Origin of the sequence: Caballeronia sp. LZ028 (genome assembly GCF_031451415.1) — a bacterium.
In the GTDB taxonomy this organism is placed as follows: Bacteria; Pseudomonadota; Gammaproteobacteria; order Burkholderiales; family Burkholderiaceae; genus Caballeronia; species Caballeronia zhejiangensis.
The window spans coordinates 104272-129615 of sequence record NZ_JARUXN010000001.1 but is presented as its reverse complement, the minus strand read 5'-3'; the positions used below and the strand labels follow the sequence as shown (position 1 = coordinate 129615).

At 63.1% G+C, this 25344-nt stretch carries 27 protein-coding genes; 13 read left to right on the top strand and 14 right to left on the bottom strand.

What is annotated here, in order from left to right:
* Nucleotides 1-29 precede the first annotated feature (29 nt).
* From flhA to flgA, 5 genes are all read right to left on the bottom strand, one after another.
* On the bottom strand, nt 30-2135 hold the full coding sequence (flhA, locus tag QCE58_RS00650; protein ID WP_008352531.1) for a flagellar biosynthesis protein FlhA: 2106 nt from the start codon (nt 2133-2135) through the stop codon (nt 30-32).
* Entirely contained in the window at nt 2132-3340 is a 1209-nt protein-coding gene (gene flhB / locus QCE58_RS00645; protein ID WP_008352533.1) for a flagellar biosynthesis protein FlhB, read from the bottom strand. The genes flhA and flhB overlap by 4 nt, the downstream gene beginning before the upstream one ends.
* Nucleotides 3341-3559: 219 nt before the next feature.
* Complete coding sequence (locus QCE58_RS00640) at nt 3560-3994, bottom strand: flagella synthesis protein FlgN (RefSeq protein WP_008352534.1); 435 nt, start codon at nt 3992-3994, stop codon at nt 3560-3562.
* An 80-nt stretch (nt 3995-4074) separates the two neighbouring features.
* Nucleotides 4075-4416, bottom strand: coding sequence for a flagellar biosynthesis anti-sigma factor FlgM (gene flgM, locus QCE58_RS00635; protein WP_008352536.1), 342 nt, complete (start codon nt 4414-4416; stop codon nt 4075-4077).
* A 170-nt stretch (nt 4417-4586) separates the two neighbouring features.
* Complete coding sequence (gene flgA, locus QCE58_RS00630) at nt 4587-5885, bottom strand: flagellar basal body P-ring formation chaperone FlgA (protein ID WP_250520848.1); 1299 nt, start codon at nt 5883-5885, stop codon at nt 4587-4589.
* A 240-nt stretch (nt 5886-6125) separates the two neighbouring features.
* Between flgA and flgB the strand changes: the two genes are divergently transcribed.
* The 10 genes from flgB to QCE58_RS00580 all read left to right on the top strand — a co-directional run bounded on the left by flgB (nt 6126) and on the right by QCE58_RS00580 (nt 14728).
* Nucleotides 6126-6605 (top strand): flagellar basal body rod protein FlgB, encoded by a 480-nt coding sequence (gene flgB / locus QCE58_RS00625; protein ID WP_008352539.1) that lies wholly within the window; start codon nt 6126-6128, stop codon nt 6603-6605.
* Between the two features lie 18 nt (nt 6606-6623).
* Nucleotides 6624-7049 carry a flagellar basal body rod protein FlgC gene (gene flgC / locus QCE58_RS00620; RefSeq protein WP_008352540.1) on the top strand — a complete coding sequence of 142 codons (426 nt, stop codon included), beginning with the start codon at nt 6624-6626 and terminating at the stop codon, nt 7047-7049.
* A gap of 23 nt (nt 7050-7072) precedes the next feature.
* Nucleotides 7073-7795, top strand: coding sequence for a flagellar hook assembly protein FlgD (locus QCE58_RS00615; RefSeq protein ID WP_008352541.1), 723 nt, complete (start codon nt 7073-7075; stop codon nt 7793-7795).
* 45 nt (nt 7796-7840) lie between these two features.
* Entirely contained in the window at nt 7841-9088 is a 1248-nt protein-coding gene (gene flgE, locus QCE58_RS00610; protein WP_008352542.1) for a flagellar hook protein FlgE, read from the top strand.
* Between the two features lie 49 nt (nt 9089-9137).
* On the top strand, nt 9138-9890 hold the full coding sequence (gene flgF, locus QCE58_RS00605) for a flagellar basal-body rod protein FlgF (RefSeq protein ID WP_008352543.1): 753 nt from the start codon (nt 9138-9140) through the stop codon (nt 9888-9890).
* Between the two features lie 57 nt (nt 9891-9947).
* Complete coding sequence (gene flgG, locus QCE58_RS00600; RefSeq protein WP_008352544.1) at nt 9948-10736, top strand: flagellar basal-body rod protein FlgG; 789 nt, start codon at nt 9948-9950, stop codon at nt 10734-10736.
* Nucleotides 10737-10814: 78 nt separating this feature from the next.
* Entirely contained in the window at nt 10815-11498 is a 684-nt protein-coding gene (locus QCE58_RS00595; protein ID WP_008352545.1) for a flagellar basal body L-ring protein FlgH, read from the top strand.
* A gap of 2 nt (nt 11499-11500) precedes the next feature.
* Nucleotides 11501-12628 (top strand): flagellar basal body P-ring protein FlgI, encoded by a 1128-nt coding sequence (locus QCE58_RS00590; RefSeq protein ID WP_008352546.1) that lies wholly within the window; start codon nt 11501-11503, stop codon nt 12626-12628.
* A 15-nt stretch (nt 12629-12643) separates the two neighbouring features.
* On the top strand, nt 12644-13705 hold the full coding sequence (gene flgJ / locus QCE58_RS00585) for a flagellar assembly peptidoglycan hydrolase FlgJ (RefSeq protein WP_051996850.1): 1062 nt from the start codon (nt 12644-12646) through the stop codon (nt 13703-13705).
* A gap of 270 nt (nt 13706-13975) precedes the next feature.
* On the top strand, nt 13976-14728 hold the full coding sequence (locus tag QCE58_RS00580; RefSeq protein WP_250520847.1) for a flagellar brake protein: 753 nt from the start codon (nt 13976-13978) through the stop codon (nt 14726-14728).
* 644 nt (nt 14729-15372) lie between these two features.
* Here the strand turns inward: QCE58_RS00580 and QCE58_RS00575 are convergent.
* Nucleotides 15373-15636, bottom strand: coding sequence for a hypothetical protein (locus QCE58_RS00575; protein WP_250520846.1), 264 nt, complete (start codon nt 15634-15636; stop codon nt 15373-15375).
* A 42-nt stretch (nt 15637-15678) separates the two neighbouring features.
* Between QCE58_RS00575 and flgK the strand changes: the two genes are divergently transcribed.
* The 3 genes from flgK (at nt 15679) to QCE58_RS00560 (ending at nt 20378) form a co-directional block, all read left to right on the top strand.
* Nucleotides 15679-17622 (top strand): flagellar hook-associated protein FlgK, encoded by a 1944-nt coding sequence (gene flgK / locus QCE58_RS00570; RefSeq protein ID WP_008352554.1) that lies wholly within the window; start codon nt 15679-15681, stop codon nt 17620-17622.
* 11 nt (nt 17623-17633) lie between these two features.
* Entirely contained in the window at nt 17634-18869 is a 1236-nt protein-coding gene (gene flgL / locus QCE58_RS00565) for a flagellar hook-associated protein FlgL (RefSeq protein WP_250520845.1), read from the top strand.
* 543 nt (nt 18870-19412) lie between these two features.
* Nucleotides 19413-20378 carry a hypothetical protein gene (locus QCE58_RS00560; RefSeq protein WP_235366282.1) on the top strand — a complete coding sequence of 322 codons (966 nt, stop codon included), beginning with the start codon at nt 19413-19415 and terminating at the stop codon, nt 20376-20378.
* A gap of 3 nt (nt 20379-20381) precedes the next feature.
* Here QCE58_RS00560 and fliR read toward each other — a convergent pair whose 3' ends face one another.
* The 8 genes from fliR to QCE58_RS00520 all read right to left on the bottom strand — a co-directional run bounded on the left by fliR (nt 20382) and on the right by QCE58_RS00520 (nt 25339).
* On the bottom strand, nt 20382-21173 hold the full coding sequence (gene fliR / locus QCE58_RS00555) for a flagellar biosynthetic protein FliR (protein ID WP_008352560.1): 792 nt from the start codon (nt 21171-21173) through the stop codon (nt 20382-20384).
* A gap of 10 nt (nt 21174-21183) precedes the next feature.
* Entirely contained in the window at nt 21184-21453 is a 270-nt protein-coding gene (gene fliQ / locus QCE58_RS00550) for a flagellar biosynthesis protein FliQ (RefSeq protein WP_008352562.1), read from the bottom strand.
* A gap of 17 nt (nt 21454-21470) precedes the next feature.
* A complete protein-coding gene (fliP, locus tag QCE58_RS00545) occupies nt 21471-22241 on the bottom strand; it encodes a flagellar type III secretion system pore protein FliP (RefSeq protein ID WP_033536657.1) in 771 nt (256 codons plus the stop codon).
* A 245-nt stretch (nt 22242-22486) separates the two neighbouring features.
* Nucleotides 22487-22996, bottom strand: coding sequence for a flagellar biosynthetic protein FliO (fliO, locus tag QCE58_RS00540; protein WP_008352567.1), 510 nt, complete (start codon nt 22994-22996; stop codon nt 22487-22489).
* On the bottom strand, nt 22993-23424 hold the full coding sequence (fliN, locus tag QCE58_RS00535; RefSeq protein WP_008352569.1) for a flagellar motor switch protein FliN: 432 nt from the start codon (nt 23422-23424) through the stop codon (nt 22993-22995). The genes fliO and fliN overlap by 4 nt, the downstream gene beginning before the upstream one ends.
* Entirely contained in the window at nt 23417-24415 is a 999-nt protein-coding gene (gene fliM, locus QCE58_RS00530) for a flagellar motor switch protein FliM (RefSeq protein ID WP_008352571.1), read from the bottom strand. Before fliM ends, fliN begins: the two co-directional genes overlap by 8 nt.
* Before the next feature lie 24 nt (nt 24416-24439).
* A complete protein-coding gene (gene fliL / locus QCE58_RS00525; protein WP_034473275.1) occupies nt 24440-24928 on the bottom strand; it encodes a flagellar basal body-associated protein FliL in 489 nt (162 codons plus the stop codon).
* A 240-nt stretch (nt 24929-25168) separates the two neighbouring features.
* Nucleotides 25169-25339, bottom strand: a complete 171-nt coding sequence (locus tag QCE58_RS00520) for a hypothetical protein (RefSeq protein ID WP_250520844.1) — start codon at nt 25337-25339, stop codon at nt 25169-25171.
* Nucleotides 25340-25344 lie beyond the last annotated feature (5 nt).

Sequence of the window (25344 nt, the reverse complement as noted above, 5' to 3'; positions counted from 1 at the left end):
TCGGTTCGGTCCTTCATTGAAGCGGAACATCACGCCCCAATCAAATTCACCACCTTCACATTCCTCGTATCCGGCACTTCGGCATACGAGATCACCTTCAACTGCGGCAAGCTCCGGCGCAGGAACCGCGCCAGCATCGCGCGCAGCGAATGCTGCACGAGCAGCACCGGCGGCAAGCCCAGGTTCTGCTGACGCATGATCGCGTTTTGCGTCGAGTTCATCAGCGTCTGCGCGAGTCCCGGTTCCAGTCCCGGATTCGGACCCGTCGACAATGCCTGCGACAGCACGCGCTCCAGCGTCGGATCGAGGCCCATCACCTGCAGATCGTCGTTGCCCGGATACCACTGCTGCGTGATCGCGCGGCCCAGCGCGAGACGTACCGCCGCCGTGAGATCGTGTGCATCCGAAACACGCGGCGCGTGTTCCTGCAACGCGTCGAGAATCGTACGCATGTCGCGGATCGGCACGCTTTCGTCCAGCAGGTTCTGCAACACCTTCTGCAGCGTCGTAAGCGAAATGACCTTCGGCACGAGATCTTCCGTCAGCGAAGGCGTGTCCTTGCCGATGCGCTCCAGCAGCGCCTGCACTTCCTGACGGCCGAGCAATTCGGCAGCATGCGTCACGACGAGGTGATTCAAATGCGTCGCGACGACCGTGCTCGCATCGACGACCGTGTAGCCGTAGACCTGAGCCTGTTCGCGCAGATTCGTATCGATCCACACCGCCGGCAGACCGAACGCCGGATCCTGCGTCTGCGCGCCCGGCAGCGCGGCCGACACCTGTCCCGGATTGATCGCGAGCCACTGACCCGGAAACGCCTCGCCGACGCCCACTTCCACGCCCTTCAGCGCAATGCGATAACCGTTCGGCCGCAGTTCGAGATTGTCGCGAATGTGGATGACCGGCGGCAAAAAGCCGATTTCCTGCGCGAATTTCTTGCGGATGCCCTTGATCCGCTTGAGCAATTCGCCGTCGCTGTTGCGATCGACGAGCGGAATCAGGCGATAACCCACCTCGAGCCCGAGCGGATCGATGAGCGACACGTCCTCCCAACTGGCCTCGGCATTTTCGGCGGAAGCCGCAGCCGCGCTCGCCTGGAGCGGCGTGACATCGGTGACGGCGCTTTTCTTCTTCGCTTCGGCGCGCTTGTTCATCGTGCGCGCGGCGTAGATGAGGCCGCCGCCGAGCAGCATGAACGCGAAGTGCGGCATGCCCGGAATCAGGCCCATCACGCCGATGATCACGCCTGTAATCATCAAGACGCGCGGGTTCTGGAACAACTGGCCGGTCAGTTGCGTGCCGATGTCTTCCTCGGTCGCGACGCGCGACACGATCACGCCTGCCGCCGTCGAGATAATGAGCGACGGAATCTGCGCGACGAGGCCGTCGCCGATCGTGAGCAGCGTGTAGTTGGTCGCCGCGTGCCCGAAGTCCATGTCGTGCTGGAGCATGCCGACGATCAGCCCGCCCACCACGTTGATGACCATGATGAGCAAGCCCGCGATCGCGTCGCCGCGCACGAACTTCGACGCACCGTCCATCGAACCGTAGAACTCGGCCTCCTGCGCGACCGCCTGACGGCGCTTCTTCGCCGTTTCCTCGTTGATGAGACCGGCGTTCAGATCGGCGTCGATGGCCATCTGCTTGCCGGGCATCGCATCGAGCGTGAAGCGCGCGCCGACTTCGGCGATACGTCCCGCGCCCTTCGTGATCACCATGAAGTTGATGATCATCAGAATCACGAACACGACGATACCGACCGCGAAATTCCCGCCGACGAGAAAGTGCCCGAACGATTCGATCACCTGACCGGCCGCGTCCGGGCCGGTGTGACCCTCGAGCAGCACGATACGCGTCGACGCGACGTTCAGCGACAGGCGCAGCAGCGTCGAGAACAGCAGCACGCTCGGGAACGCCGCGAAATCGAGCGGCTTTTGCGTGTACATGCTGACGAGCAGCACCATCACCGACAGCGCGATGTTGAAGGTGAACAACAGATCCAGCAGGAACGCCGGCAAGGGCAGAATCATCATGCCCAAGATCATGCAGATCAGGATCGGGCCGGCTAAGGCGCGAAGGTTCTGCGTGCCCAGCGCGTCGGGCCGTTTGGCGAAAAATCCAGCGCGCGCGTTCATGCTGCGGCTCCATTGTCAGTGTTGTCGCCAGCCAGGGCTTCGGCAGCTTCCTGATCGGCGTCGGCGTCGGAAACGCCGCCTTTGTCCAGTTCCTTCGGCACCTCGAGATCGGACGGTTCGTCCGGCTTGATGCCGCCATCTTCCTTGTAGCGCTTGAGCTGGTAGACCCACGCCAGCACCTGCGCGACCGCGCCGTACAACGCGCCCGGAATCTCGCGGTTGATCTCGACGTTGTGATACAGCGCACGCGCGAGCGGCGGCGCTTCGAGCAGCGGCACGTTGTGCTCGCGGCCCAGTTCGCGGATGCGTGCCGCGACCAGATTCACGCCCTTCGCGACCACCTTCGGCGCGCGCATCTCGCCGTCGGCGTACTTCAGCGCGACGGCGAAGTGCGTCGGGTTCGTGACGATGACATCGGCGGTCGGAATCGCCTGCATCATCCGGCGACGCGCGGCCGCGCGCTGCTGCTGGCGGATCTTGCCCTTGATGTGCGGATCGCCTTCGTTTTCCTTGTGCTCGCGCTTCACTTCTTCCTTGCTCATGCGCAGCTTCTTCGCGTGCGAGTAAAGCTGATACGGCACGTCGACGGCCGCGACGAGAAACAGTCCGCCGATCGCCATCGCGCAGCACACGAAGATCATGTGCATCGCGTCGGCGAGCGCGAGATCGAGCGGCTTCGTCAAAAGGCCGAGCACTTCGGCCTTGCGGCTCCACATCGCCCAGCCCGCCATGCCGCCGACCACCGCCGTCTTCAAGAGCGACATGCCGAGCTGCACCGGTCCTTGCATCGAGAAAATCTTGCCGAGACCGCTGATCGGATTCAGACGCCCGAAGTTCGGCGCGAGCGGTTTCGTCGTGATGAGCCAGCCGCCGAGAGCCATCGGCGCGACGAGCGCGGCGAATCCGGTCAGCAGCAGCACGGGCAAAACGGCGAAGAGACCTTCCCGGCCCGCGTTCGCCGCGCCGATCATCATCTGGTGCGTGTCCAGCACCGTCGCGTGATCGAACGTGAACGCGCCGCGAAGAATCGTCTGCAAATGCTGGTTGATCGGCCCCGACAACGCCCACACGCCGAAAAAACCCGCCGCCAGCAGCGCGAACGACGCGAGCTCGCGCGAACGCGCAACCTGACCGTCCTCCCGCGCCTTTTCCAGGCGCTTGGGAGTCGCTGATTCGGTTTTTTCGAGATCGCTTTCTTCTGCCACCGGGCCTTACTCCATCGCTTCCATCGGTTTCACATGCGAGCGGCACGAAGCCGCTTTTTGATGAAAGCGATTATTGCGGAAGGCGTCGAGCAGCCATCGGCGGATAAAGCCGGGGAAAAGGGGGTTATTCGGCCGATGAAAGCGCGGGAAACAAAAGCGGCGCGCGCCTCGCGAGAAGCGCGCGCCGTTCGAGAGGCGAGAAACGGCAATGACAGGCGATCAGGCGCCGGGCACGCGGCCGTCCGGACCGTAGAAGCCGCCCTTCGACGGAGCGACCTGCAACGCGGCGAGCGCCTTGCGGTTGTATTCCATGCGGGTGCGGATCAGCACGCCGTTGTTGTTGTTGCCCTGTTTCGCGCGGCGGGCCGCGGCGGTGAGCAGCGCCCATTGCTCGGCGATCTTGCTGTCGCCCGCAGCGGCCGCTTCCATGCCGACGAAGCCGCCGGGAAAACCGAGCGCGTTCAATTGTTCGTCGCGCGCCTTTTCGAGAGCGGAGATGCGTTCGGTGAGCGCGGTCTTGTTCTCGATGATCGTCGGCAGCGCCGGAAGCGGCTGCGCGGCGATCAGCGCTTTTTCCTCGACCTCGAGGAGGGATTCGAAGGCCAGAACAGCGGCGACTTCTTCGGTGACAGTGGCAAGCAGGGCGTCTCTCATTGCATCGCTCGAAAAGCGGTTTGAAAAGCCGCCCGGTGTCGCCAACGCTCGCCGTCACGCGCAAGGCGCTACGGAAGCGTTCAGCCGCCGGTCGGCGGGGTTCTCGTTTGCAGCAGGTCGCGAGCGGTGCTCAAAATGCCGTCGGCGATCTTGCTGGTGTCCATCTTCAGGCTGCCGTCGCGGATTGCGGCCTTGATCGACTCGACTTTCGCCGTGTCGATGTCCGAGCCGCTCGATGCGCGCAAGTCGCTCGAAACCGACGACAGACTCACCGTCGAATTCTTCGCCGGGCTCGCGCCCGCTTGCGATTGCTGCACGGTGCCCGCGGCACCTTTCGCGTCGTTTTGCGACGCGCGCGGCAGATTGTCTTGAAGGCCAGCCAGATTGGTGTTGCTATTCGATTCGATCTTCACGATGTCCATTCCCGAACGTGTTGAGTCCTTTAACGGCGACGGGTCTTGAAAACTTTACCCTGACGCCGGACTGCCAACTGCCGTTCGCTCTGCCTATCGCGCTCTGAGCCTTATGTGGCGGGCATCGAGCGCATTTGCAACAAAATGAAACAAGTGTGGGGGACCGAACACATCCCGTTTTACAGGGCCACTTCCACCGTCTGACTGTCCTTCACGATGCCGGTGATGATCTGGCCACCGGCGGTTTTGACGCGTACTTGCTGGCCGGGCGCCGCGTTGTTCATCACGGTGCCGTCGGCGGAAATCGAGAATCCGGAGCCGCCGGCGACGACGTGCACGGTCTGGCCGATCGACACCGACGTCGACGCGCGCAGCATGTCGGTCCGCAGCGGCAGGCCGGCCGGCACGCGCGACAGTGCGACTGCGCCGACGGCCTGAGCCGGATCGGTGACGATGGCCTGCGGCATCACGGTGAGATCGCCGTCGCGGGCGACGAGATCGGCGTTGCTCAGCACTTCGCCCGGCGCGATTGCGCGCGCGGCGGTGTAGTAAGTGGCGTTGATCGATACGCGCGCCTGCACGTAAAGCGTCCACGGACGCTCGCCGACGCAGCGCACGCCGACCGTCAGTCGACCCCAGAGGCGCGCGCCCGTCGGCATGAACGGATCGAGCGCCGAGCACGCCGCGAGACCGCGCGGAAAGACCGGCGTCACGGTGATGTCGACCTTGCCCGGCAAGCCGGCGGCCTGCTGCTGAAGAAAGTTGAGCGCGGTGAGGCGGATCGATTCGCCGTCTTGCATGGTGGCGGCTACCGCTGCGGCCGGCGTTGCTGCTGCCGCCGACGGATTGAAGCTCACGCGCTTCATCGGCGAAGCGGCGGCGGCGACGGGCGTCGCGGGGCTCGCCGCGACGGGTTTGACGCTCGCGCCGCGGACGACGCCATTGTCGCGCGTCACGACGACGGGCATCACCTCGCGCGAAGCGGATGCGGCCGGCGCTTTCTGAAGCGCAGGCGCCGCAACCGCAACCGCGCGCGCAGGCTTCGCTTCGCCCGGTCCGGGAATCACGATCATGCCGCTCGCGTCGTTCATCGCGCTGTTCATCGCGCTGTTCATCGAATCGTCGGCGGCGTCGGCGCGGGCGTCGAGTTCGAGCGCGGCGTTGCGCATCGCGGCGTCGGCGGCTTTGGTCGCGGCGCGATAGCCGCTCGGGCCCGGACGCGTCATTTCAGGCGCGGGCGCCGCGGCAACGGGCGTCGCGGCGCGTGCCGTCAGCTTTTGGGCCATGTCGGCGGCGGCGGCCGGATTGGTTTCGGCGTTGCCCGGAATGACGATCGGGCCGTCGGCCTGCTGCGCCTGTGCGAGCGCAGCCACGCCCATCCATAGAGACACGCCGGCCAGACCGCGCAGCGTGCGGCGCGCGAACGTCGCTGCGGCGCGAGCCGTAGGGTTCGATGCACGTTTCGCGGACCTGCTCATCGACTTTCTCCGTACCTGATTCGATCGGGCCGCAAACGATGCGGCGACTGCATTAATCCGTTTGCGGCGGGAAAAAGACCCGCAATCGGCAACGAGACGAATTCTAGATATCGGCCGGATAACGCAAGCGTCGAATAGAGGCCCCGTTTCCCGGTTATTCGTCGGATTAGTTATTGCGCGCCGCTCCTAAGATGCGTGTCATGCAAAAAGGCCCCGGCGCTGCCGACAGGAGAAACCGCAATGCTTGACAGACTCGACAAGGAATTCGCATTTGGCCGCGAGGCGCTCGACGTGCGCGCGTATCGGCAGGAATTGCTGTCGTCGAATATCGCCAACGCCGACACCCCCGGCTACAAGGCGCGCGACGTCGACTTTTCGAGCGCGCTCGCGGGCGCGCTCAAGCAGGGCGGCAGCGCATCGAACGGCTCGACGCTGAAGATGGCGCAACCCGTCCGCGTCAGCACGAGCGGCGGCATGGCGACGACGGCCAAGGGCCACATGAGCGGCACGTCGACGCTGTCCGCGTCGGGCGGCCCGAGCGACGACTACGGCAAGCTCGCCTATCGCGTGCCGAGCCAGCCGTCGCTCGACGGCAACACGGTCGATCTCGACTCGGAACGCGTGCAGTTCGCGGACAACGCGCTGCACTTCGAGGCGGGCATGACGGTGCTGTCGTCGCAAATCAAATCGATGTTGTCGGCGATTACGTCGAACAGTTGAGCGCAGTAGGAGAAACACATGCCTTCCTTGATGAACATCTTCAACGTCGCCGGCTCGGCGATGTCAGCCCAGGCGCAGCGCCTGAACGTCACCGCGTCCAACCTCGCGAACGCGGACAGCACGACCGGCCCCGACGGCAAGCCGTACAAGGCCAAGCAGGTCGTGTTCGCGGTCGATCCGCTCGGCGGCGCGAAGACCGCGTCGGGCCAGCAGGTCGGCGGCGTGCAGGTGACGGGCGTCGTCGACGATCCGAGCCCGATGAAGACCAGCTACGACCCGAGCAACCCGGCGGCGAACGCGGACGGCTATGTGACGCTGCCCAACGTCGATCCGGTGCAGGAGATGGTCAACATGATTTCCGCGTCGCGTTCCTATCAGGCGAACGTCGAGACGCTCAACACCGCCAAGCAACTGATGCTCAAGACCCTGACCATCGGAACCTGATAGAGACACTCAAGGAACACAACGTGACGACCAGCACAACCATCGGCAGCAACGGCACCACGGTGTCGCAGACGCTGCTCGACACCATGAACGGCGCATCGTCGAGCTCGTCGACGTCGTCGACCTCGGCGACCGGCGCGCAATCGGCGTCGGATCTGCAGAACACATTCCTGACGCTGCTCGTGACGCAGCTCAAGAACCAGGATCCGACGAATCCCGCCGACAGCTCGCAGATGACCTCGCAGCTCGCGCAGATCAACACGGTGACGGGCATCGGCCAGCTGAACACGTCGCTGTCCTCGCTCGCGACGCAGCTTTCCGCCGGCCAGCAGACGCAGGCGGCGCTGCTCATCGGCTCGAACGTGCTCGCCGCGGGCAACAACATGACGGTGTCGAGCGGCAAGTCGTCGAGCTTCGGCGTGCAACTGGCCAACGACGTGAGCGACCTGCAGATCGTCGTGAAGAACTCGTCGGGCCAGATCGTCAACACGCTCGACCTCGGCGCGCAAGGCGCGGGCGTCGTGCCGGTGACGGGCTGGACGCCGGTCGATTCGAAGGGCGCCACGCTCGCCGACGGCACGTACACGATCACCGCGCAAGGCACGATCAACGGCCAGCAGGCGACCGCGACGACGCTGTCGGCTTCGCAAGTGCAAAGCGTCGTGCAGATGTCCGGCGGTGCGCCGGGCCTCAAGCTGTCGAACGGCTCCACGGTCGCGCTGTCGGGCGTCGCGTCGATCCTCTAAATCCAATTTCAGGACGGGCGCGGGCTCGTTACGGAGAAACATCAAATGAGTTACCAACAAGCACTGAGCGGTCTGGGCGCTGCATCGAGCGATCTCGACGTCATCGGCAACAACATCGCCAACGCGAACACGGTCGGCTTCAAGCAGGGCTCCGCGCAATTCGCCGACATGTACGCGAATTCGATGGCCACGGCCGTGAACAACCAGATCGGCATCGGCACGAAGCTCGCCGAAGTGCAGCAGCAGTTCTCGCAAGGCACGATCACGACGACCAACCAGGCGCTCGATGTCGCGATCAACGGCAACGGTTTCTATCAGTTGTCGAACAACGGCTCGATCGTGTATTCGCGCAACGGCGTGTTCCATCTCGACAACCAGGGCCGCATCGTCAACTCGGCGGGCCTGCAACTGATGGGTTACGCCGCGAACTCGGACGGCGTCGTCAACAGCGCGAGCACCGTGCCGCTGACCGTGCCGACGTCGAACGTCGCGCCGACCGCGACCAAGAACATCACGGCCGCGTTCAACCTGAACTCGCAGGACACCGCGCCGACCGGCGCCTTCGATCCGACCGATTCGACGACCTTCAACCAGTCGACGTCCGTCGATGTATACGACTCGCTCGGCGGCACGCAGAAAGTGTCCGTGTACTTCCAGAAGAGCGCGACGACGAATACGTGGCAAGCCTACGCGACCTACGGCGACCCGGTCAGCGCGCCGATTTCGCTCGGCACGATGGCGTTCAATTCGTCGGGCACGCTGACCTCGACGACCGATTCGAGCGGCGCGGCGACGGCGGCAACCGGCAAGTTCACGTTCTCGATTCCGAACGGCGGGGACGGCGGCGCGACGCAGCAAGCGCTGACGATCGACCTCAACGGCACCACGCAGTACGGCGCGAAAGACGGCGTGACCAACATCGCGCAGGACGGCAACAGCACGGGCGAGCTGACGGGCTTCACGGTCAGCACCGACGGCACGCTGACGGGCAACTACTCGAACGGCCAAACAAAGGCGCTCGGGCAGATCGCCATCGCCAACTTCAACAACCAGAACGGCCTGCAGGATCTCGGCGGCAACGTCTACGCGCAGACCTCGGCGTCGGGCGCACCGCAAGTCGGCGTGCCGGGCTCGACCAACCACGGCACGCTGCAGGGCGGCGCGGTGGAGAACTCCAACGTCGACCTGACGAGCGAGCTCGTGAATCTGATCACCGCGCAGCGCAACTATCAGGCGAACGCGCAGACGATCAAGACGCAGCAGACCGTCGATCAGACGCTGATCAATCTGTAACCGTCGTCTGCACGCGAATTTGACGCATTAGGAAGAAGGAAAGCGATTCATGGACCGTCTGATCTACACCGCGATGACCGGCGCGAGCCAGGCGCTCGAGCAGCAGGCCGTCGTGGCGAACAACCTCGCGAACACGTCGACCACGGGTTTCAAGGCGCAGCTCGCGGCGTTCCGCCAGGTGCCGATGTCGTTCGAAGACCAGTCCGCCGATGGCACGACGCGCACTTTCGTGCTTTCGTCGACGCCGAACGCGGACTACTCGGCAGGCCCGATCCAGCAGACGGGCAATCCGCTCGATGTCGCCGTTCAGGGACAGGGCTGGTTGTCCGTGCAGGCCGCCGACGGCAGCGAGGCTTACACGCGCGCCGGCAATCTGCATGTGGATCAGAACGGCCAGCTCGTCACGGCGAACAATCTGCCGGTGCTGGGCAACAGCGGTCCGCTGTCGATTCCGCCGGGCGCGGAAGTCACCATCGGCAAGGACGGCACGATCTCCGCGCTGATTCCCGGCGACCCGCCGACGGCGATCGCGGTCGTCGATCAGCTCAAGCTCGTGAATCCCGATCCGGCGACGCTCACGCGCGGCGATGACGGGCTCTTTCGCACCGCCGGCGGCGACCCCGCCGACGCGGATCCGAACGTGGTCGTGGCCGGCGGCGCGCTCGAAGGCAGCAACGTGAATCCGGTTGCCGCGATGGTCTCGATGATCACCAACGCGCGGCAATTCCAGATGCAGACGAAGCTGATGGAATCGGCGGACCAGAACGAACAGTCGGCCAACAAGCTGCTCAACTTCTCTTAAGCGGCAAACAGGCTGCAAACACGCGGCAAACGCCGGCTACACAGGATACGAAACAAGATGAATCGCTCTCTCTACATCGCCGCGACCGGCATGAATGCGCAGCAAGCGCAGATGGACACCATCTCGAACAACCTCGCCAACGTGAGCACGAACGGCTTCAAGGGCTCGCGCGCGGTGTTCGAGGATCTGCTGTATCAGACGACGCGCCAGCCGGGCGCGAATTCGACGCAGCAGACCGAACTCGCATCGGGCGTGCAGCTCGGCACCGGCGTGCAACAGGTCGCGACCGAGCGCCTCTACACGCAGGGCAACCTGCAGCAGACCGGCAATTCGAAGGACGTCGCGATCAACGGCCAGGGCTTCTTCCAGGTGACGATGCCCGACGGCTCGACCGCCTACACCCGCGACGGCTCGTTCCAGACGAACTCGCAAGGCCAGCTCGTCACGTCGAGCGGGTATCAGCTGAATCCGGCGATCACGATTCCGCAGAACGCGACGGGGATCACCATCGGTTCGGACGGCACGGTGTCGGTGACGACCGCGAACACGTCGACCAGCACGACGGTCGGCCAGGTCACGCTCGCGACCTTCATCAACCCGGCCGGCCTCGATGCGCGCGGCGAAAACCTGTTCTCGGAAACGAGCAGCTCGGGCGCGCCGAACGTGTCGCAGCCGGGACTGAACGGCGCGGGCTCGCTGCAACAGGGTTATGTGGAAGCGTCGAACGTCAACGTGGTGCAGGAACTGGTCAACATGATCCAGACCCAGCGCGCGTACGAAATCAACAGCAAGGCCGTGACCACGTCCGACCAGATGTTGCAGACGCTTTCGCAAATGCAGGTTTAATCCCCTCTATTCGACGGATGGGAATCGCGGCGATGGCATCACACTGATGCCTGAATCCGCTTCAGAAGAGTTATCACGATGTCGCTCACTCACATTCTTTCGCGCGCGTCGATCGGCGCGCTCATCGCATCGCTGGCCGCGTGCGGCCTCGTGCCGAAAGAGCCGATCATCCAGCAGCCGATGACCGCGCGTCCGCCGCAGCCGCCCGTCGGCACGCGTTCGCCCGGCGCGATCTACAACGCGGGCTACGCGGGCCGGCCGCTGTTCGAAGACCAGCGTCCGCGCAACGTGGGCGACATCCTGACCATCGTGATCTCGGAAAACGTCAACGCGACGAAGTCGTCGGCGGCGAACACCAACCGCGGCGGCAACGCGTCGTTCGCCGTGCCGACCACGCCGGGCCTCTTCGGCGGCCTCTTCAACAACACGAACCTTTCGGCCACCGGCGCGAACAAGTTCACCGCGACGGGCGGCGCGAGCGCGGCCAACACGTTCAGCGGCACGCTGACTGTGACCGTCACCGACGTTTTGCCCAACGGCAACCTGCAGGTGAGCGGCGAAAAGCAGATGCTCATCAACCAGGGCAACGAGTACGTGCGCTTCTCGGGCGTCGTCAACCCGACGACCATCTCGGGCAGCAACACCGTCTATTCCACGCAGGTCGCCGACGCGAAGATCGAATACTCGGCGAAGGGTTACATCGACGAAGCGCAGAACATGGGCTGGCTCCAGCGCTTCTTCCTCAACGTCGCGCCGTTCTGATCATGAATCCGTTTCTCCGTTTCGTTTCCTTCTCGCTCGCAGCCGCGCTCGTCGCCATCGGTTCGGCGCATCAGGCGCACGCCGAGCGCCTCAAGGATCTCGTGCAGTTTCAGGGCGTGCGTGACAATCCGCTGATCGGCTACGGTCTCGTCGTCGGTCTCGACGGCACCGGCGACCAGACGATGCAGACGCCGTTCACGACGCAATCGCTCACCAACATGCTCGGCAACCTCGGCATCACGGTGAACCCGTCGACGTCGTCGAACATGCAATTGAAGAACGTGGCCGCCGTGATGGTGACGGCCACGCTGCCGCCGTTCGCGCGTCCCGGCGAGGCGATCGACGTGACGGTTTCGTCGCTCGGCAACGCGAAGAGCCTGCGCGGCGGCACGCTCCTGATGGCGCCGCTGAAAGGCGCCGACGGCCAGGTGTACGCGATGGCGCAGGGCAATCTCGTCGTCGGCGGCGCGGGCGCGAGCGCGAACGGCAGCAAGGTGCAGGTGAACCAGCTCGCGGTCGGCCGCATCTCGGCGGGCGCGATCGTCGAACGCGCGGTGCCGTCGGCGTTGCAGCAGCAGGGCGGCGTCATGCAGATGGAACTGCGCGAAATGGATTTCGACACGACGCAGCGCATCGTCGCGGCCGTGAACAATCAGTTCGGCATGGGCACCGCGCTCGCGCTCGACGGCCGCACGATCCAGTTGCGCGCGCCGCAGGAGCCGAGCGAGCAGGTGTCGTTCATGGCGCAGCTGCAGAACATCGACGTGCGTCCGGCGCAGGCCGCCGCGAAGGTGATCCTGAACGCGCGCACGGGTTCCATCGTGATGAATCAGATGGTCACGCTGCAGAACTGCGCGGTCGCGCACGGGAATCTGTCGGTCGTCATCAACACGAAGACGGCGGTGAGCCAGCCGAACGCGTTCTCGAACGGCCAGACGGTTGCGGCGAAGGAATCGTCGATTCAGCTGAAGCAGGACAGCGGCGCGCTCAAGATGCTGTCGGCGGGCGCGAATCTCGCGGATGTCGTGAAGGCGCTCAATGCGCTCGGCGCGACGCCGGCCGATCTCATCTCGATCCTTCAGTCGATGAAGGCCGCGGGCGCGCTGCGCGCAGACCTCGAAATCATCTAAAACGAATAAGAACCTATGAACTCGAACACGAACGGCATCGCCGGCACCGCGCTGGCATCGACCGATACGAGCAGCGGATTCTCGAATCTCTCGAACCGTTTCGCGCTCGACACGCAGGGCTTCGACGCATTGCGCGCGCAGGCCGGCGCGAACCCGCAGCAGGGCCTGAAGGAAGCGGCCAAGCAGTTCGACGCCGTCTTCACGCAGATGATGCTGAAGAGCATGCGCGACGCGACGCCTTCGGACAGCCCGTTCGAATCGAACGATTCGAAGACCTTCACGTCGATGCTCGATCAGCAATTGTCGCAGCAGATGTCGTCGAAGGGCATCGGCGTCGCGGACATGATGCTCAAGCAGCTCATGCGCAACTCGGGCGCGCAGACCGGCGCGGACGGCAAGGGCGGCGCCATGAACACGATGAGCACGATGAACGCGATGCAGACGCTCGGCGGCATGTCGGGCGGCGGCGGCGATCTCGACGCGAACGCGGGCAATCTCGCCGCGATGAACGCGATGGCGAAGGCTTACGCGGCGGCGCAGGGCAACAGGAACAACGCGTCGCTCGCGGGCAAGGGCTACACGGCGGCGGATTCGGTGGAAGCGCCGGCGCGCGGCAACGGGTCTGACAAGGTGAACGCGTTCGTCGACCGGCTCGCCGTGCCGGCGCAGGCCGCGAGCGCGGCGACGGGCATTCCGGCGCGCTTCATCATCGGTCAGGCGGCGCTCGAATCGGGCTGGGGCAAGCGCGAGATCAAGCATCCGAACGGCGCGACGAGCCACAACATCTTCGGCGTCAAGGCGACGAAAGACTGGAACGGCAAGACTGTCAGCTCGGTGACGACGGAATACATCAACGGCCGTCCGCAGAAGGTCGTCGAGAAATTCCGCGCTTACGATTCGTACGAGGACGCGCTTACCGATTACGCGAGCGTCATCAAGAACAATCCGCGTTATGCGCCGGTGATTCAGGCTTCGCGCGACGTCGCGGGCTTCGCGCACGGCATGCAGAAGGCGGGCTACGCGACCGATCCGCAGTACGCGAAGAAGCTCATCTCGATCATGCGTCAGATCGTCTGACGCCCGTTCGACCGCGTAGTTCGATATTGAAGCGCGGGCCACGCCGCGCATTCAGCCGATGTATGCGGCCGCTTTATTGCTTCGGGGAAGCAAACGTTTTACGTCCGTAGGGACGGCGCACCACATACATTTTTCGGCGGGCGACCCTAAACTTTTGAAGAGGTATGCCGCTAACCTGAATAATCGAAGTGCCGGACCTATTCGGTTCGGATCGTCGCGCGATGTTCGGGGGTCGGGCAGCGCGCGAGCACAATGAACACGGCTAGCACCATGAACACCAATCAAAAGCATGACGTTGCCGACGAGGATATCGCGCCGATCGTGGATTTCGGCAGGCGTAATCCGCTGGAAATCGGCGTGGCGCTGCGCAATCTCGCCAATCGCGGGGACTTTCTGACGGCGCAATACGGCGACGGTCAGATCGTCACGCGCGTGCTCGACGTCGATGTGACCGCGCATCGCTTCACGTTCGACTGGGGCGGTCTCGACGAGCAGAATCGCGGCGTGCTTGCGTCGCAGAAGCTGATTTTCAGTGCGGCGCCGGATGGCGTGCGCGTCGAGTTCACGACGCCGGGTGCGCGCGAAACGATGTTCGACGGGCGTCCGGCGTTCGAAGTCGATTTTCCGACGGTGCTGTACTACATGCAGCGGCGCGAGTATTTCCGTGTCGATACGCCGGTTCTCGATCCTTACATCTGCACGGGTTCGTTGCCGGATGGCGAGCGATTCCGCTTCGAGGTGCATGATCTGTCGCTGGGCGGCGTGGCGCTGCGCACGACGGATGATCGCATCGCGGAGCTGGAGATGGGCATCGTGTTTCAGGATGCCGAGCTGCATTTCAGCGCGAATGGACGTGTGACGGTGGATATGATGCTGGTTTCGCATCGGGAATCGACGACGGCGAAAGGGGATCGGCGATATACCATCGGGTTCAAGTTTGTTTCGATGCCGGGGTCGGCGGAGAATACTCTTCAGCGGCTGATCACTCAGCTTGAGATGAAGCGGCGGTCTTTGGCGAAGTAGGGGTTTTGCTTTTGCTTTTGCTTTCGCTTTTGCTTTCGTTTTCGCCGGATCCCGTTTTCGTGTCGGTCTATTAGCACTGCCCCTGTGCGGGGCGGCAGTCACTTTCTTTGCTGCTGCAAAGAAAGTAACCAAAGAAAGCAGCTACTGACACGCCCGCGGTCACACGCAATTTGGGTAGTCCTCTCGTCCATCGTGGGCTGCCTAAAGAGTGCCCTCATAGGCCCCATCGGGCTTGGCTCGCGCACGGTCCGCCATCACTCGCCACACAACAAACCGGTTCAGCACGAAATGGCTCCGGCCCGCTTCGCGGCCGACCGGCCAATCGGGGAAGCATGCGCTTCTTCACTAACGCCTCCATCTCACTGCAACCGCCGCACGTTGGTTTCCCTCGCATACCCGGCGGCAGCGCGTAGCGCTGTGCCGAAGCTCTTTCGTGCTGAACCAGCGTTCACAACGGTTTCGGGCGGCGGACCGTGCGCGAGCCAAGCCCCGTTATTGTGATGAGGGCACTCTTTAGGCGAGTGCCATCTGCGACGAGAGAACTACCCAAATTGCGTGTGACCGCGGGCCTGAAAAGCTGCTTTCTTTGCTTACTTTCTTTGCAGCAGCAAAGAAAGTGAGTGCCGCCCCGCACAGGGGCAACGCTAATAGACCGACACGAACACGGGATCCGGCGAAACCGGAAGCGAAAGCAAAAGCAAAAGCAAAAGCAAAAGCGAAAAACCAAGGCCAACGAAACAAAATCGAAGAATTAGCCCCAAAAAGGCATGCTCTTCGCGCAATAGCCATTGCGCCACCTCTCCGATAATGGCCCCATCGCAAAAACCGCCCGGGCTTCGGTAAAAGCCAAAACTCAGCCCGCAAACGCTCAACTTCCCCGGCAATCGGCCGATATACAAATCAGCCATGCGGCAGCGCTCGATCCAACGCCGCTTCACCAGGATTCACGCATGTCCAATAACATCTTCAGCATTGGTCTTTCCGGTTTGAACGCGGCCCAATGGGGCCTCACGACGACGGGACAGAACATCAGCAACGCCGCGACGCCGGGCTATACGCTCGAGAAAGTCCAGTATCAGGAGTCGCCCGGTCAGTTCACCGGCTCGGGCTATCTCGGCAGCGGCGTTCAGGCCGTCACCGTCACGCGCCAGTACAGCCAGTACCTGACGACGCAAGTCAACAACACGCAAGCGTCCAGCAGCGCCGCCAGCACGTATTACTCGCTGATCTCGCAGCTGAACAACCTCGTCGGCGATCCGACTTCCGGCATCTCGAAAGGCATCTCGAATTACTTCTCCGGCCTGCAGTCGGTGGCGAATTCGGCGAACAGTTCCTCCGCGCGCCAGTCGCTGATGAGCAGCGCGCAAACGCTCGCCGATCAGATCAACACGGCAGGCCAGCAATACGACCAACTGCGTCAGAGCGTCAACACGCAACTGACGAGCGCGGTCTCGCAGATCAACAGCTACTCGCAACAGATCGCCGATCTCAACAAGCAGATCAACATCGCCAGCGCGGGCGGCCAGCAGCCGAACCAGTTGCTCGATCAGCGCGATCAGCTCGTCACGAACCTGTCGTCGATGATCGGCGTGCAGGTCGTGCAGTCCGACGGCAACTACAACGTGTTCATCGGCAACGGGCAGCCGCTCGTCGTCGGAGGTACGCAGTACGGGTTGCAAGCCGTGCCGTCGCCGTCCGATCCGAGCGAGCTCACGATCGCCTACCAGAGCAGCAACGGCGCGACGCAGACGGCCGCGAACATGCAGTATCTCGACAACTCGGCGCTGACAGGCGGCACGGTCGGCGGTCTCATCGACTTCCGCACGCAGACGCTCGATCCGGCGCAGGCGCAACTCGGCGCGATCGCGACGAGCTTCGCCAATCAGTTGAACGATCAGAACGCGCTCGGTCTCGACCTCAACGGCCAGGCCGGCGGCAAGCTGTTTTCGACGAGCGATCCGACCGTCATCTCGAACGCGCGCAACAAGGGCACCGGCGTGCCGACGGCGACGATCGCCGATGGCGCACAGCCGCCGACGAACGACTTCACGGTCACGTACGACGGCAGCAAGTACACGGTGACGGACCCGGCAAGCGGCAATACACTCGGCACGATCGATCCGGCGACGGAGACGAACAAGACGATCAACGGCCTGAACATCGACGTGTCGACGCTCAGCGGCGTGCAGAAGGGCGACTCGTTCACGATCCAGCCGACGCGCGGCGCGCTCGACAACTTCAAGCTCACGACGAGCAACGGCGCGGCGATCGCGGCGGCGTCGCCCGCGGTGACGTCGGCGGCGACCACGAACACCGGCACGGCATCGATTTCGTCGGCGACGGTGACGAGCAACACGATGACGTCGGGCATCAACCTGACGTACAGCGCGTCGGCGAACGGCTTTACATCGGATGTCGATGTCACCGTCGGCACGACGACGTACACCGCGGGCACGACGATTCCGTACGACGCGAACAACGGTCTCACGGTCTCGGCGATGGGCGTTTCGGCGACCATCAGCGGCACGCCGAAGGACGGCGACGCGTTCGCGATCGCGCAGAACAAGGGCGGCACGAGCGACGGCAGCAATGCGCTCGCGATGTCGAACCTGGTGTCGGCGAAGTCGCTCAACGGCGGCACGGACACGCTGACGAGTTCGTACTCGAGCTATATCAACAACATCGGCAACCAGACGAATCAGCTCAAGGCGACGAGCACGGCGCAGACCTCGCTCCTCAACCAGGCGACGTCGGCGCAGCAATCGGTGCAGGGCGTGAACCTGAACGAAGAGGCGGCCAACCTGATTCAGTACCAGCAGCTCTATCAAGCGAACAGCAAGGTGATTCAGACCGCCGCGACGCTGTTCCAGTCGCTGCTCGGCATGTTCAACTGAGGCTAAACGCGATGCGTATTTCCAGTTCCCAGTACTTCAACCTGAACGTCGCTTCGATGAGCGACCAGCAAAGTACGCTTTCGTCGATGTATCAGCAGATCTCGTCGGGCAAGCGCCTTCTCACCGCGTCGGACGATCCGCTCGGCGCGGCGCAGGCGGTGCAGCTCACGATGAAAAGCGGCGCGCTCACGCAGTACGGCACGAATCAGACGACGGCGTTGTCCGCGCTGCAGCAGGAAGACGCGACGCTGAGCAGCGTGAGCAGCGCGCTGACGAGCGTGCAGACGCAGATCGTGCATGCGGGCGACGGTTCGCTCACCGATTCGGACCGCACGGCCATCGCGAACACGATTCAGGGTTTGCGCGATCAGCTCTTCAGCCTCGCGAACACCACGGACAGCAACGGCAACTATATTTTCTCGGGACTCAAGGGCGGCACGCAGCCGTACACGAACGACCCGTCGGGCGTCGGCGCGCAGTATTCGGGCGATTACGGCCAGCGCACGGTGCAGATCAGCGAAGGACGGACGATCCCGGTGGGTGACACGGGCGCGTCTATCTTCGGCAGCGTATTGCCGACGGAAAGCGATCCGGTGTCGAGCGCGGCCAGCACGAACACGGGCACCGGGACGATCAGCGGCGTGAGCGTCAACGATACGAGCAACGCGGCCAATGCGAGCACGTACACGATCAAGTTCTCGGTCTCGGCGACGGATGGCTCGACGACCTACTCGGTCACGTCGAACCCGGCGGATTCATCGTTGCCGACGAACGTGGCCTACACGGGCAGCACGGACATCGCGCTTGGCGGCCAGAAGGTGACGATCGACGGCACGCCCGCCGATGGCGACACGTTCTCCGTGGAGCCGGCGGCGTCGGGCAGCAACGACATCTTCGCGACGCTCGACAGCCTCGTGAACGCGCTCAAGCAGCCGACGGGATCGCCGGGCGCGCAGGCGGCGCTGACCAACACGCTGACGACGATCGGCACGAAGGTGAGCAACACGTTCAACAACGTGCTGGCGGCGCAGACGGTAGTGGGCGGACGCGAGCAGCAAGTGCAGTCGACGCAGAGCGCAATGCAGACGAGTCAGACGCAGACGGCGAGTGACATCGCGAATCTGACGAGCATCGACCTCGTTTCGTCGATCAGTCAGTACGAGTTGACGCAGAGTTCGCTGCAGGCCGCGCAGATGGCGTTTTCGCAGATTCAGAAGATGTCGTTGTTTGATTACATTCAGGGTTGAAGGCGGCTTTTTTTGCTTTCTGCGTTCTCCCTTCTGCTTTCGCCGGATCCCGTATTCGCGTCGGTCTATTAACGTTGCCCCTGTGCGGGGCGGCACCTACTTTTCTTTGCTGCTGCAAAGAAAGTAGGCGAAGAAAGCAGCTTTTCAAGCCCGCGATCACACGCAATTTGGGTAGTCCTCTCGTCCTCGGTGGCACTCGCCTAAAGAGTGCCCTCATAGAACCAATCGGGCTTGGCTCGCGCACGATCTGCCGCCCGAATACGTTGAGCGCGCTGGTTCAGCACGAAACAGCTTCGGCGCAGCGCTACGCGCTGCCGTTGGGTATGCAAAGGAAGCCAACTCAGATCGAGGTGCGGTAGAAGAGCACGCGAAATGGGACGTTTCGTGTATCTCTATCGTGCGCGCTCAGACATGATGTTGCCGCTCGGCATCGTGAAATGACTCATCCTTGACGAGTCCCGTTGTCGCGTAGTTTCCGCCCCTCGGGCGGCCCTATCGCATGTATGGCGGTGCCCGCCACGGCCCGCTATTCGAGGAGGCTGCGTGGTAACATCCGGTCGACCTGCCAGCCCGCGCGGCAGCGAATCCCAGTATTCCGAACATCACAACGACATGAGCAACCACGAGCGGTTCAACGTCGTATATGACGGCCCTGCACTCGCGGAACATCGAATGGATGTGCGGGACCTTGCGCCCGCGCTCGTGGCCATCGCCGATTTGTTCACGGCAGCGAACAAGGAACTGAACGGCGATTCAGCCGATGTCCGGGTCGAAGTCAAAGGCAGTTTCAAAGCCGGTTCGTTCGAACTCGATCTCATCTTCGTGCAACAACTGCTGGCCCAGATCCGGGATATGTTCGCCGGGTCCAATGCCACGGCAATTTCCAATGCTTATACGATCCTCACCATCCTCGGCCTCATCGGCGGCGGTGGCGGCGTCGTCGGGCTGGCACGCAAGCTGCGCGGACGCCGGCCGCACCGAATCGAACAGGTCGGTGAAGTCTCGCATGTGTGGATCACAGAAACGGAGTCCGTCGAGGTCGAGGCCAATGTCGTGCGCCTCTGGCGAAATACCACCGTGCGCTCGAGTCTTAGCAAGACCCTGTCGCCTCTCGAGCGCGAAGGCATATCGAACTTCGGTATCGTGCGCGGCGAGAAAGTGGAACTCATCATCGAAGACGATGAGCTTGCGTCATTTGCATCATCCGACAATGACAGCGGCGAAGTGGTCTCGGACTTCGTTGCGAGAAAAGTCCTGCTGGTGGAATCCGTCGTATTCAAGGACGGAAACAAATGGCGCGTTCACGACGGCCAATATCCTTTTTTCGCCGCATTGGACGACGAAGTATTTCTGAGCAAAGTGAATAGCGGCGAACGCTTTGGAAAAGGCGACGTCCTCGTCGTCGATCTACGCCAAATTCAATCGATCGAAGCTGGCGCGTTGAAAAACGAGTATCGAATCATCAAAGTGCATGAGCATCGGGCGCCCTTGCAGCAGGCGCTTCTTTAGCGACTAAAGCGCCCCCGCAACCCGCCCAATCTGCGCAATCCCCACATCGAAAACCCGCTGAAAAAACGGCATCAGATTCGGCACCATGAGTTGCAACAAAAGCAGCCCGACGAGCATCGTCACCGGAAACCCGACCTGAAATATCCCGATCTGCGGCGCAGCGCGATTCAAAACGCCGAGCGCCAGATTGGCGATAAGCAGCGCCGCCACGATCGGCAACGCCAGCAGCAAGCCCGTCGAAAACACGCTCGCGCCATACCCGACCAACACGCGCCATCCCTGCGCATGCGAAGCCGACGCCACCACATTCGCCTCGATCGGCACGCTCTGAAAAGTCGCCACCAGCGCGCTCATCAACTGCAGATGGCCATCGAAGACGAGAAACGCGAGCATCGCCAGCGTGTTCAGATAGCGCGACACGACCACCGCATTGCCACCCGCGCGCGGATCGTAAAGCGTCGCGAAACCGAGGCCCATCTGCTGCCCGATGAACTCGCCGGCTGCATCGACGGTCGCGAACGCGATCTGCATCACCATGCCGATCGCCGCGCCGATCAGAAACTGATTCACGATGATCCACACGCCCGCCGCCGAAAACACCGTCGCCTGCGGCATCGCGGGCAGCGTCGGCGCGACGATCAGCGAGATGAAGGCCGCAAGCGCGATCTTCACGCGCATCGGAATCGCCATGTGGCTCAGCACGGGCGCGGTGGCGATCAGCGCGAGAATTCGCACGAACGGCCACAGAAACGCCGTGAGCCAGCCGTTCAGCTGCGCATAGGTGACGGAGAACATCGAACGAAACTCAGCCCGTGATCGCAGGCGTGATCGTGAAAACGTGGCGCATGTAGTCGAGCAGCGTCGAGAGCATCCACGGACCGGCGATCACGAGCGTCACCGCCACCGCGATCAGCTTCGGAATGAACGAGAGCGTCGATTCGTTGATCTGGGTGGCCGCCTGGAACAGGCTCACCACGAGACCGACGACGAGCGCGACCAGCAACAAGGGCGCGGCGAGCAACAAGGCGACGTACATCGCCTGATGCGCCATCGTCATGACGGATTCTGGCGTCATTTCAAAGTCTCACGAAATCAGGAAACGAAGCTCTGCGCGAGCGAGCCGATCAGCAACTGCCAGCCATCGACGAGCACGAACAGCATCAGCTTGAACGGCAGCGCGATCGTCGAAGGCGAAACCATCATCATGCCCATCGACATCAGCACGCTCGCCACCACCATGTCGATGATGAGAAACGGAATGAAGATCGTGAAGCCGATCTGGAAACCCGTCTTCAATTCGCTCGTGACGAACGACGGCACGAGCAGCGAAAGCGGCACGTCTTCCGGTCCGTTCATCGGCGCGGCGTGCGAGATGCGCGCAAACAGCGCGAGATCCGATTCGCGCGTCTGCTTCAGCATGAACTGCTTGAAGGGCGCGACGCCGCGCGTCATCGCCTGATCCATCGCGATCTGGCCTTCGGAGAAGGGCTTGTATGCGTCGGTGTAAGCCTTGTCGAGAACCGGCGACATCACGAAGAACGACAGAAACAGCGCGAGGCCGACGAGCACCTGGTTCGGCGGCGTGCTCGTGGTGCCGAGCGCCTGCCGCAACAGCGACAGCACGATGATGATGCGCGTGAAGCTCGTCATCATCAGGACCATCGCGGGCAGGAACGAGAGCATCGTCAGCAGCAGCATCGTCTGCACGCTGAGCGAGTACGTCGTGCCGCCGTTCGGGCCGGGACTCGTGTTGAAGGCGGGCAGCCCCGCCGTGCTTTGCGCGAACGCCAGATACGGCGCGAGGCCGATTGCGACGGGCAGCGCGAGCTTCACGCCGCGCACGATGTTACGACTCACCTGCATTACTTGCTCCCGCCGACGATGCTTGCGAGGGCATCGAGAATGCGCTGACCTTGATGAACGACGAACGTGATGACCATGGAATCCTGCCTCTTTCGATAGCGTGAATTCTCGGCTATCGCGGCATGGGACGATGGGGCGAAAAGAGGGGGAAACCCGCGCCAACTCGTTCTATTGCGAACGTGCGCCGTAAACGCACATCGGGCGCGGTCCTCGCGAACCGCGCCCGATGCATCGGCAAGACTGACTTATTTGCCGGGAGAAACGAACTTCTGGAGCCGCTTGTTCGCTTCGCCGGCGAGGGCGTCGCGAAAGCGCTGCCCGAAGTTGCCCGCCGGCGGCGACGATTGCGCGGGAACGCCGACGCCTTCCACTTCCGCCGAGCCTGCGGGCATCGTGTGCAACAGACGCACGTTGCCAGGACCGGCGCCGAGCACGAGCCACGTATCGCCCACTTCGACGACCGCGACGCGTTCCTTGTTGCCGAGCGATGCGCCGCCCACGACCTTCACGAGACCGCTGCGCTTGCCGCCCTGATAGCCGAACTTGCGCGCGAGCCATGCGCAGCCGAACACGAAGCCGATCACGATCACGAGTCCGAGCAGCGTCTGCAACACCGCGCCGAAACCGAGCGATGGCACCGCGGTGCCCGCGCCGACGCCCGAGGCGATCTGCGCGGCGTGGTTCACCGCGTTCATGTCGGCGGCATGGGCGAAAAGAGGCGCGGCGAAGAGCAGCGCAACGGCCAGGCGTTTCATCGATTCAACTTCCGGATGCGTTCGGACGGCGTGATGATGTCGGTCAGGCGAATGCCGAACTTGTCGTTGACGACGACCACTTCGCCCTGCGCGATGAGGCAGCCGTTCACGAGCACGTCCATCGGTTCGCCGGCGAGGCCGTCCAGTTCCACGACCGAGCCTTGCGCGAGTTGCAGCAGGTTGCGGATCGCGATCTTCGTGCGCCCGAGTTCCACCGTCATCTGCACGGGGATGTCGAGAATCATGTCGATGTCGTTGCGCGTCGACGGCGCCGCCGCCTTCGACAGCGGCTGGAACACGCCCGCGCTCGCGGCCACCGGCGCTTCGTTGCCGTTCTGCTCGGCGAGCGCGCTCGCCCAGTCGTCCAGCATCAGCTCTTCACCTTTTTCCGGCGCGCCGGGCGCGTCGTTCTGCATCAGGTCACTCATATCCACCTTCCTTCATCGTATCGCTCGCGCTGATCATCTTTTGCACGCGCAGCGCGTATTGACCATTAAACATTCCGTAGCCGCATTCCATCACCGGCACGCCGTCCACCTTCGCGACGACCTGCTCCGGAATGTCGATCGGCAGCACATCGCCTACGCGCATGTTCAGAATCTGCTCGAACGACGAGCGGATCTCGGCGAGATCCACCGTCAGTTCCACTTCCGCCGACTGCACTTGCTGCGACAGCACGCGCACCCAGCGGCGGTCCACTTCGAGCGCTTCGCCCTGAATCGGCGAGGAAAGCACGTCGCGGATCGGCTCGATCATCGAGTACGGCATGCAGATGTGCAGCGTGCCGCCCGTCGAGCCGAACTCGATCGTGAACTGCGTCACGATGACGATTTCGTTCGGCGTCGCCACGTTGGCGAACTGCGTGTGCATCTCCGAGCGCATGTATTCGAACTGCAGCGGCTTCACGCTGCGCCACGACGTCGCGTAATGCTCGAACACGAGATTCAGCAGTTTCGCGATGATGCGCTGCTCGGTTTGCGTGAACTCGCGGCCTTCGACGCGCGTATGAAAACGCCCGTCGCCGCCGAAAAGGTTATCGACCACGAAGAACACGAGATTCGGGTCGAACACGAACAGCGACGTGCCGCGCAAGGGCTTCACATGGACCAGGTTCAGATTGGTCGGGATCGGCAGATTGCGCGTGAATTCGCTGTATTTCTGCACCTTCACCGGACCGACGGAAATTTCCGCCGAGCGCCGCATGAAGTTGAAGATGCCCACGCGCATGAGGCGCGCGAAGCGGTCGTTGATGATTTCGAGGCCGGGCATCCGGCCGCGGACGATGCGTTCCTGCGTCGCAATGTTGTACGGACGTACGCCGGCGGGCTTTTTCTCGTCAGCTTCCTGATCGATCTCGCCGGTGACGCCCTTGAGGAGGGCATCGACCTCCTCCTGCGACATGAACTCTTCGTGGCCCATGACTCTTTACTCGCTGATCCGGCGTTACTGAACGACGAATTCGGTGAACAGCACTTCCTCGACGCGCACCGGTTTCTCCGCCGTGCTCGCCGCGGTTTCGACCGACGCGCGCAGTTCGTTGGCAAGCTGCTTCTTGCCGTCGACGGTCGCGAGATCGTCCGGGCGCTTGCCGGAAAGCAGAAGCAGCACATGGCTGCGGACTTCCGGCATGTGCTCGGTGACGAGCAACTGGACCTTTTCGTCCTTCAGCTTGAGCGTGAGGCCGGCGCGGAGATAGTGCATGGCGCCGTCGTCCGACTGGAGATTCACCGTCAGCGATTCGAGCGGGAAAAACACGGGCGGCGGCTCCGGCGCCGGCTTGGCCGGACCATGATTCTTCCCGACGAAGAAGTACGCGCCACCGGCGCCCGCGCCGAGCAGCACGATCGCGCCGACGGCGATGATCAGGATCTTTTTGAGCTTCCCGCCTTTCGCGGGAACGATGGGTTGCTGGTTTGCGGTCGTGGTAGCCATGAAAATGCGTGCCTCTTTCGATAGGGTGAATTGTTGGCTATCGCGGTGTAAAGCGATGGGTCGAACAGAGGGGGGTTTTCTGGCTATTCCGTTCGATTGCTCCGGGCCTGCGCGGACCCGCTCTTCGATACCTATCTCGGCTTTTCGGACGGAAAACTTGAGGCCGGCGCGGGCATTGCGCCCGCGCGGGGAAAGAAAAGGGAAGGGAGAGCCCGGCGCAGTGGCGCGCCGGGGAACCGCTCAGAAGCGGTAATTCAGCGCGGCGAAAGCCGATCGAAGCCTTCCACGGCGATTCGGCCGGCGCGCTCGCGCTTCCTGCGTTTGCGGCGTTAGCGGCGTTAGCGGCGGCGCGTCGTCGGCGCGGGCATGGCGTGCGAGCGCCAGCATGGCCACCGCCGCAACCTCTTTCATCGAAA

Bases quoted from the DNA above. Each gene is read 5' to 3' on its own strand.
- flhA (WP_008352531.1), bottom strand. From the start codon at position 2,135: ATGAACGCGCGCGCTGGATTTTTCGCCAAACGGCCCGACGCGCTGGGC.
- QCE58_RS00640 (WP_008352534.1), bottom strand. From the start codon at position 3,994: ATGAGAGACGCCCTGCTTGCCACTGTCACCGAAGAAGTCGCCGCTGTT.
- flgM (WP_008352536.1), bottom strand. From the start codon at position 4,416: ATGGACATCGTGAAGATCGAATCGAATAGCAACACCAATCTGGCTGGC.
- flgA (WP_250520848.1), bottom strand. From the start codon at position 5,885: ATGAGCAGGTCCGCGAAACGTGCATCGAACCCTACGGCTCGCGCCGCA.
- flgB (WP_008352539.1), top strand. From the start codon at position 6,126: ATGCTTGACAGACTCGACAAGGAATTCGCATTTGGCCGCGAGGCGCTC.
- flgC (WP_008352540.1), top strand. From the start codon at position 6,624: ATGCCTTCCTTGATGAACATCTTCAACGTCGCCGGCTCGGCGATGTCA.
- flgE (WP_008352542.1), top strand. From the start codon at position 7,841: ATGAGTTACCAACAAGCACTGAGCGGTCTGGGCGCTGCATCGAGCGAT.
- flgF (WP_008352543.1), top strand. From the start codon at position 9,138: ATGGACCGTCTGATCTACACCGCGATGACCGGCGCGAGCCAGGCGCTC.
- flgG (WP_008352544.1), top strand. From the start codon at position 9,948: ATGAATCGCTCTCTCTACATCGCCGCGACCGGCATGAATGCGCAGCAA.
- QCE58_RS00595 (WP_008352545.1), top strand. From the start codon at position 10,815: ATGTCGCTCACTCACATTCTTTCGCGCGCGTCGATCGGCGCGCTCATC.
- QCE58_RS00590 (WP_008352546.1), top strand. From the start codon at position 11,501: ATGAATCCGTTTCTCCGTTTCGTTTCCTTCTCGCTCGCAGCCGCGCTC.
- flgJ (WP_051996850.1), top strand. From the start codon at position 12,644: ATGAACTCGAACACGAACGGCATCGCCGGCACCGCGCTGGCATCGACC.
- QCE58_RS00580 (WP_250520847.1), top strand. From the start codon at position 13,976: ATGAACACCAATCAAAAGCATGACGTTGCCGACGAGGATATCGCGCCG.
- QCE58_RS00575 (WP_250520846.1), bottom strand. From the start codon at position 15,636: ATGGCTGATTTGTATATCGGCCGATTGCCGGGGAAGTTGAGCGTTTGC.
- flgK (WP_008352554.1), top strand. From the start codon at position 15,679: ATGTCCAATAACATCTTCAGCATTGGTCTTTCCGGTTTGAACGCGGCC.
- flgL (WP_250520845.1), top strand. From the start codon at position 17,634: ATGCGTATTTCCAGTTCCCAGTACTTCAACCTGAACGTCGCTTCGATG.
- fliR (WP_008352560.1), bottom strand. From the start codon at position 21,173: ATGTTCTCCGTCACCTATGCGCAGCTGAACGGCTGGCTCACGGCGTTT.
- fliQ (WP_008352562.1), bottom strand. From the start codon at position 21,453: ATGACGCCAGAATCCGTCATGACGATGGCGCATCAGGCGATGTACGTC.
- fliP (WP_033536657.1), bottom strand. From the start codon at position 22,241: ATGCAGGTGAGTCGTAACATCGTGCGCGGCGTGAAGCTCGCGCTGCCC.
- fliO (WP_008352567.1), bottom strand. From the start codon at position 22,996: ATGAAACGCCTGGCCGTTGCGCTGCTCTTCGCCGCGCCTCTTTTCGCC.
- fliN (WP_008352569.1), bottom strand. From the start codon at position 23,424: ATGAGTGACCTGATGCAGAACGACGCGCCCGGCGCGCCGGAAAAAGGT.
- fliM (WP_008352571.1), bottom strand. From the start codon at position 24,415: ATGGGCCACGAAGAGTTCATGTCGCAGGAGGAGGTCGATGCCCTCCTC.
- fliL (WP_034473275.1), bottom strand. From the start codon at position 24,928: ATGGCTACCACGACCGCAAACCAGCAACCCATCGTTCCCGCGAAAGGC.
- QCE58_RS00520 (WP_250520844.1), bottom strand. From the start codon at position 25,339: ATGAAAGAGGTTGCGGCGGTGGCCATGCTGGCGCTCGCACGCCATGCC.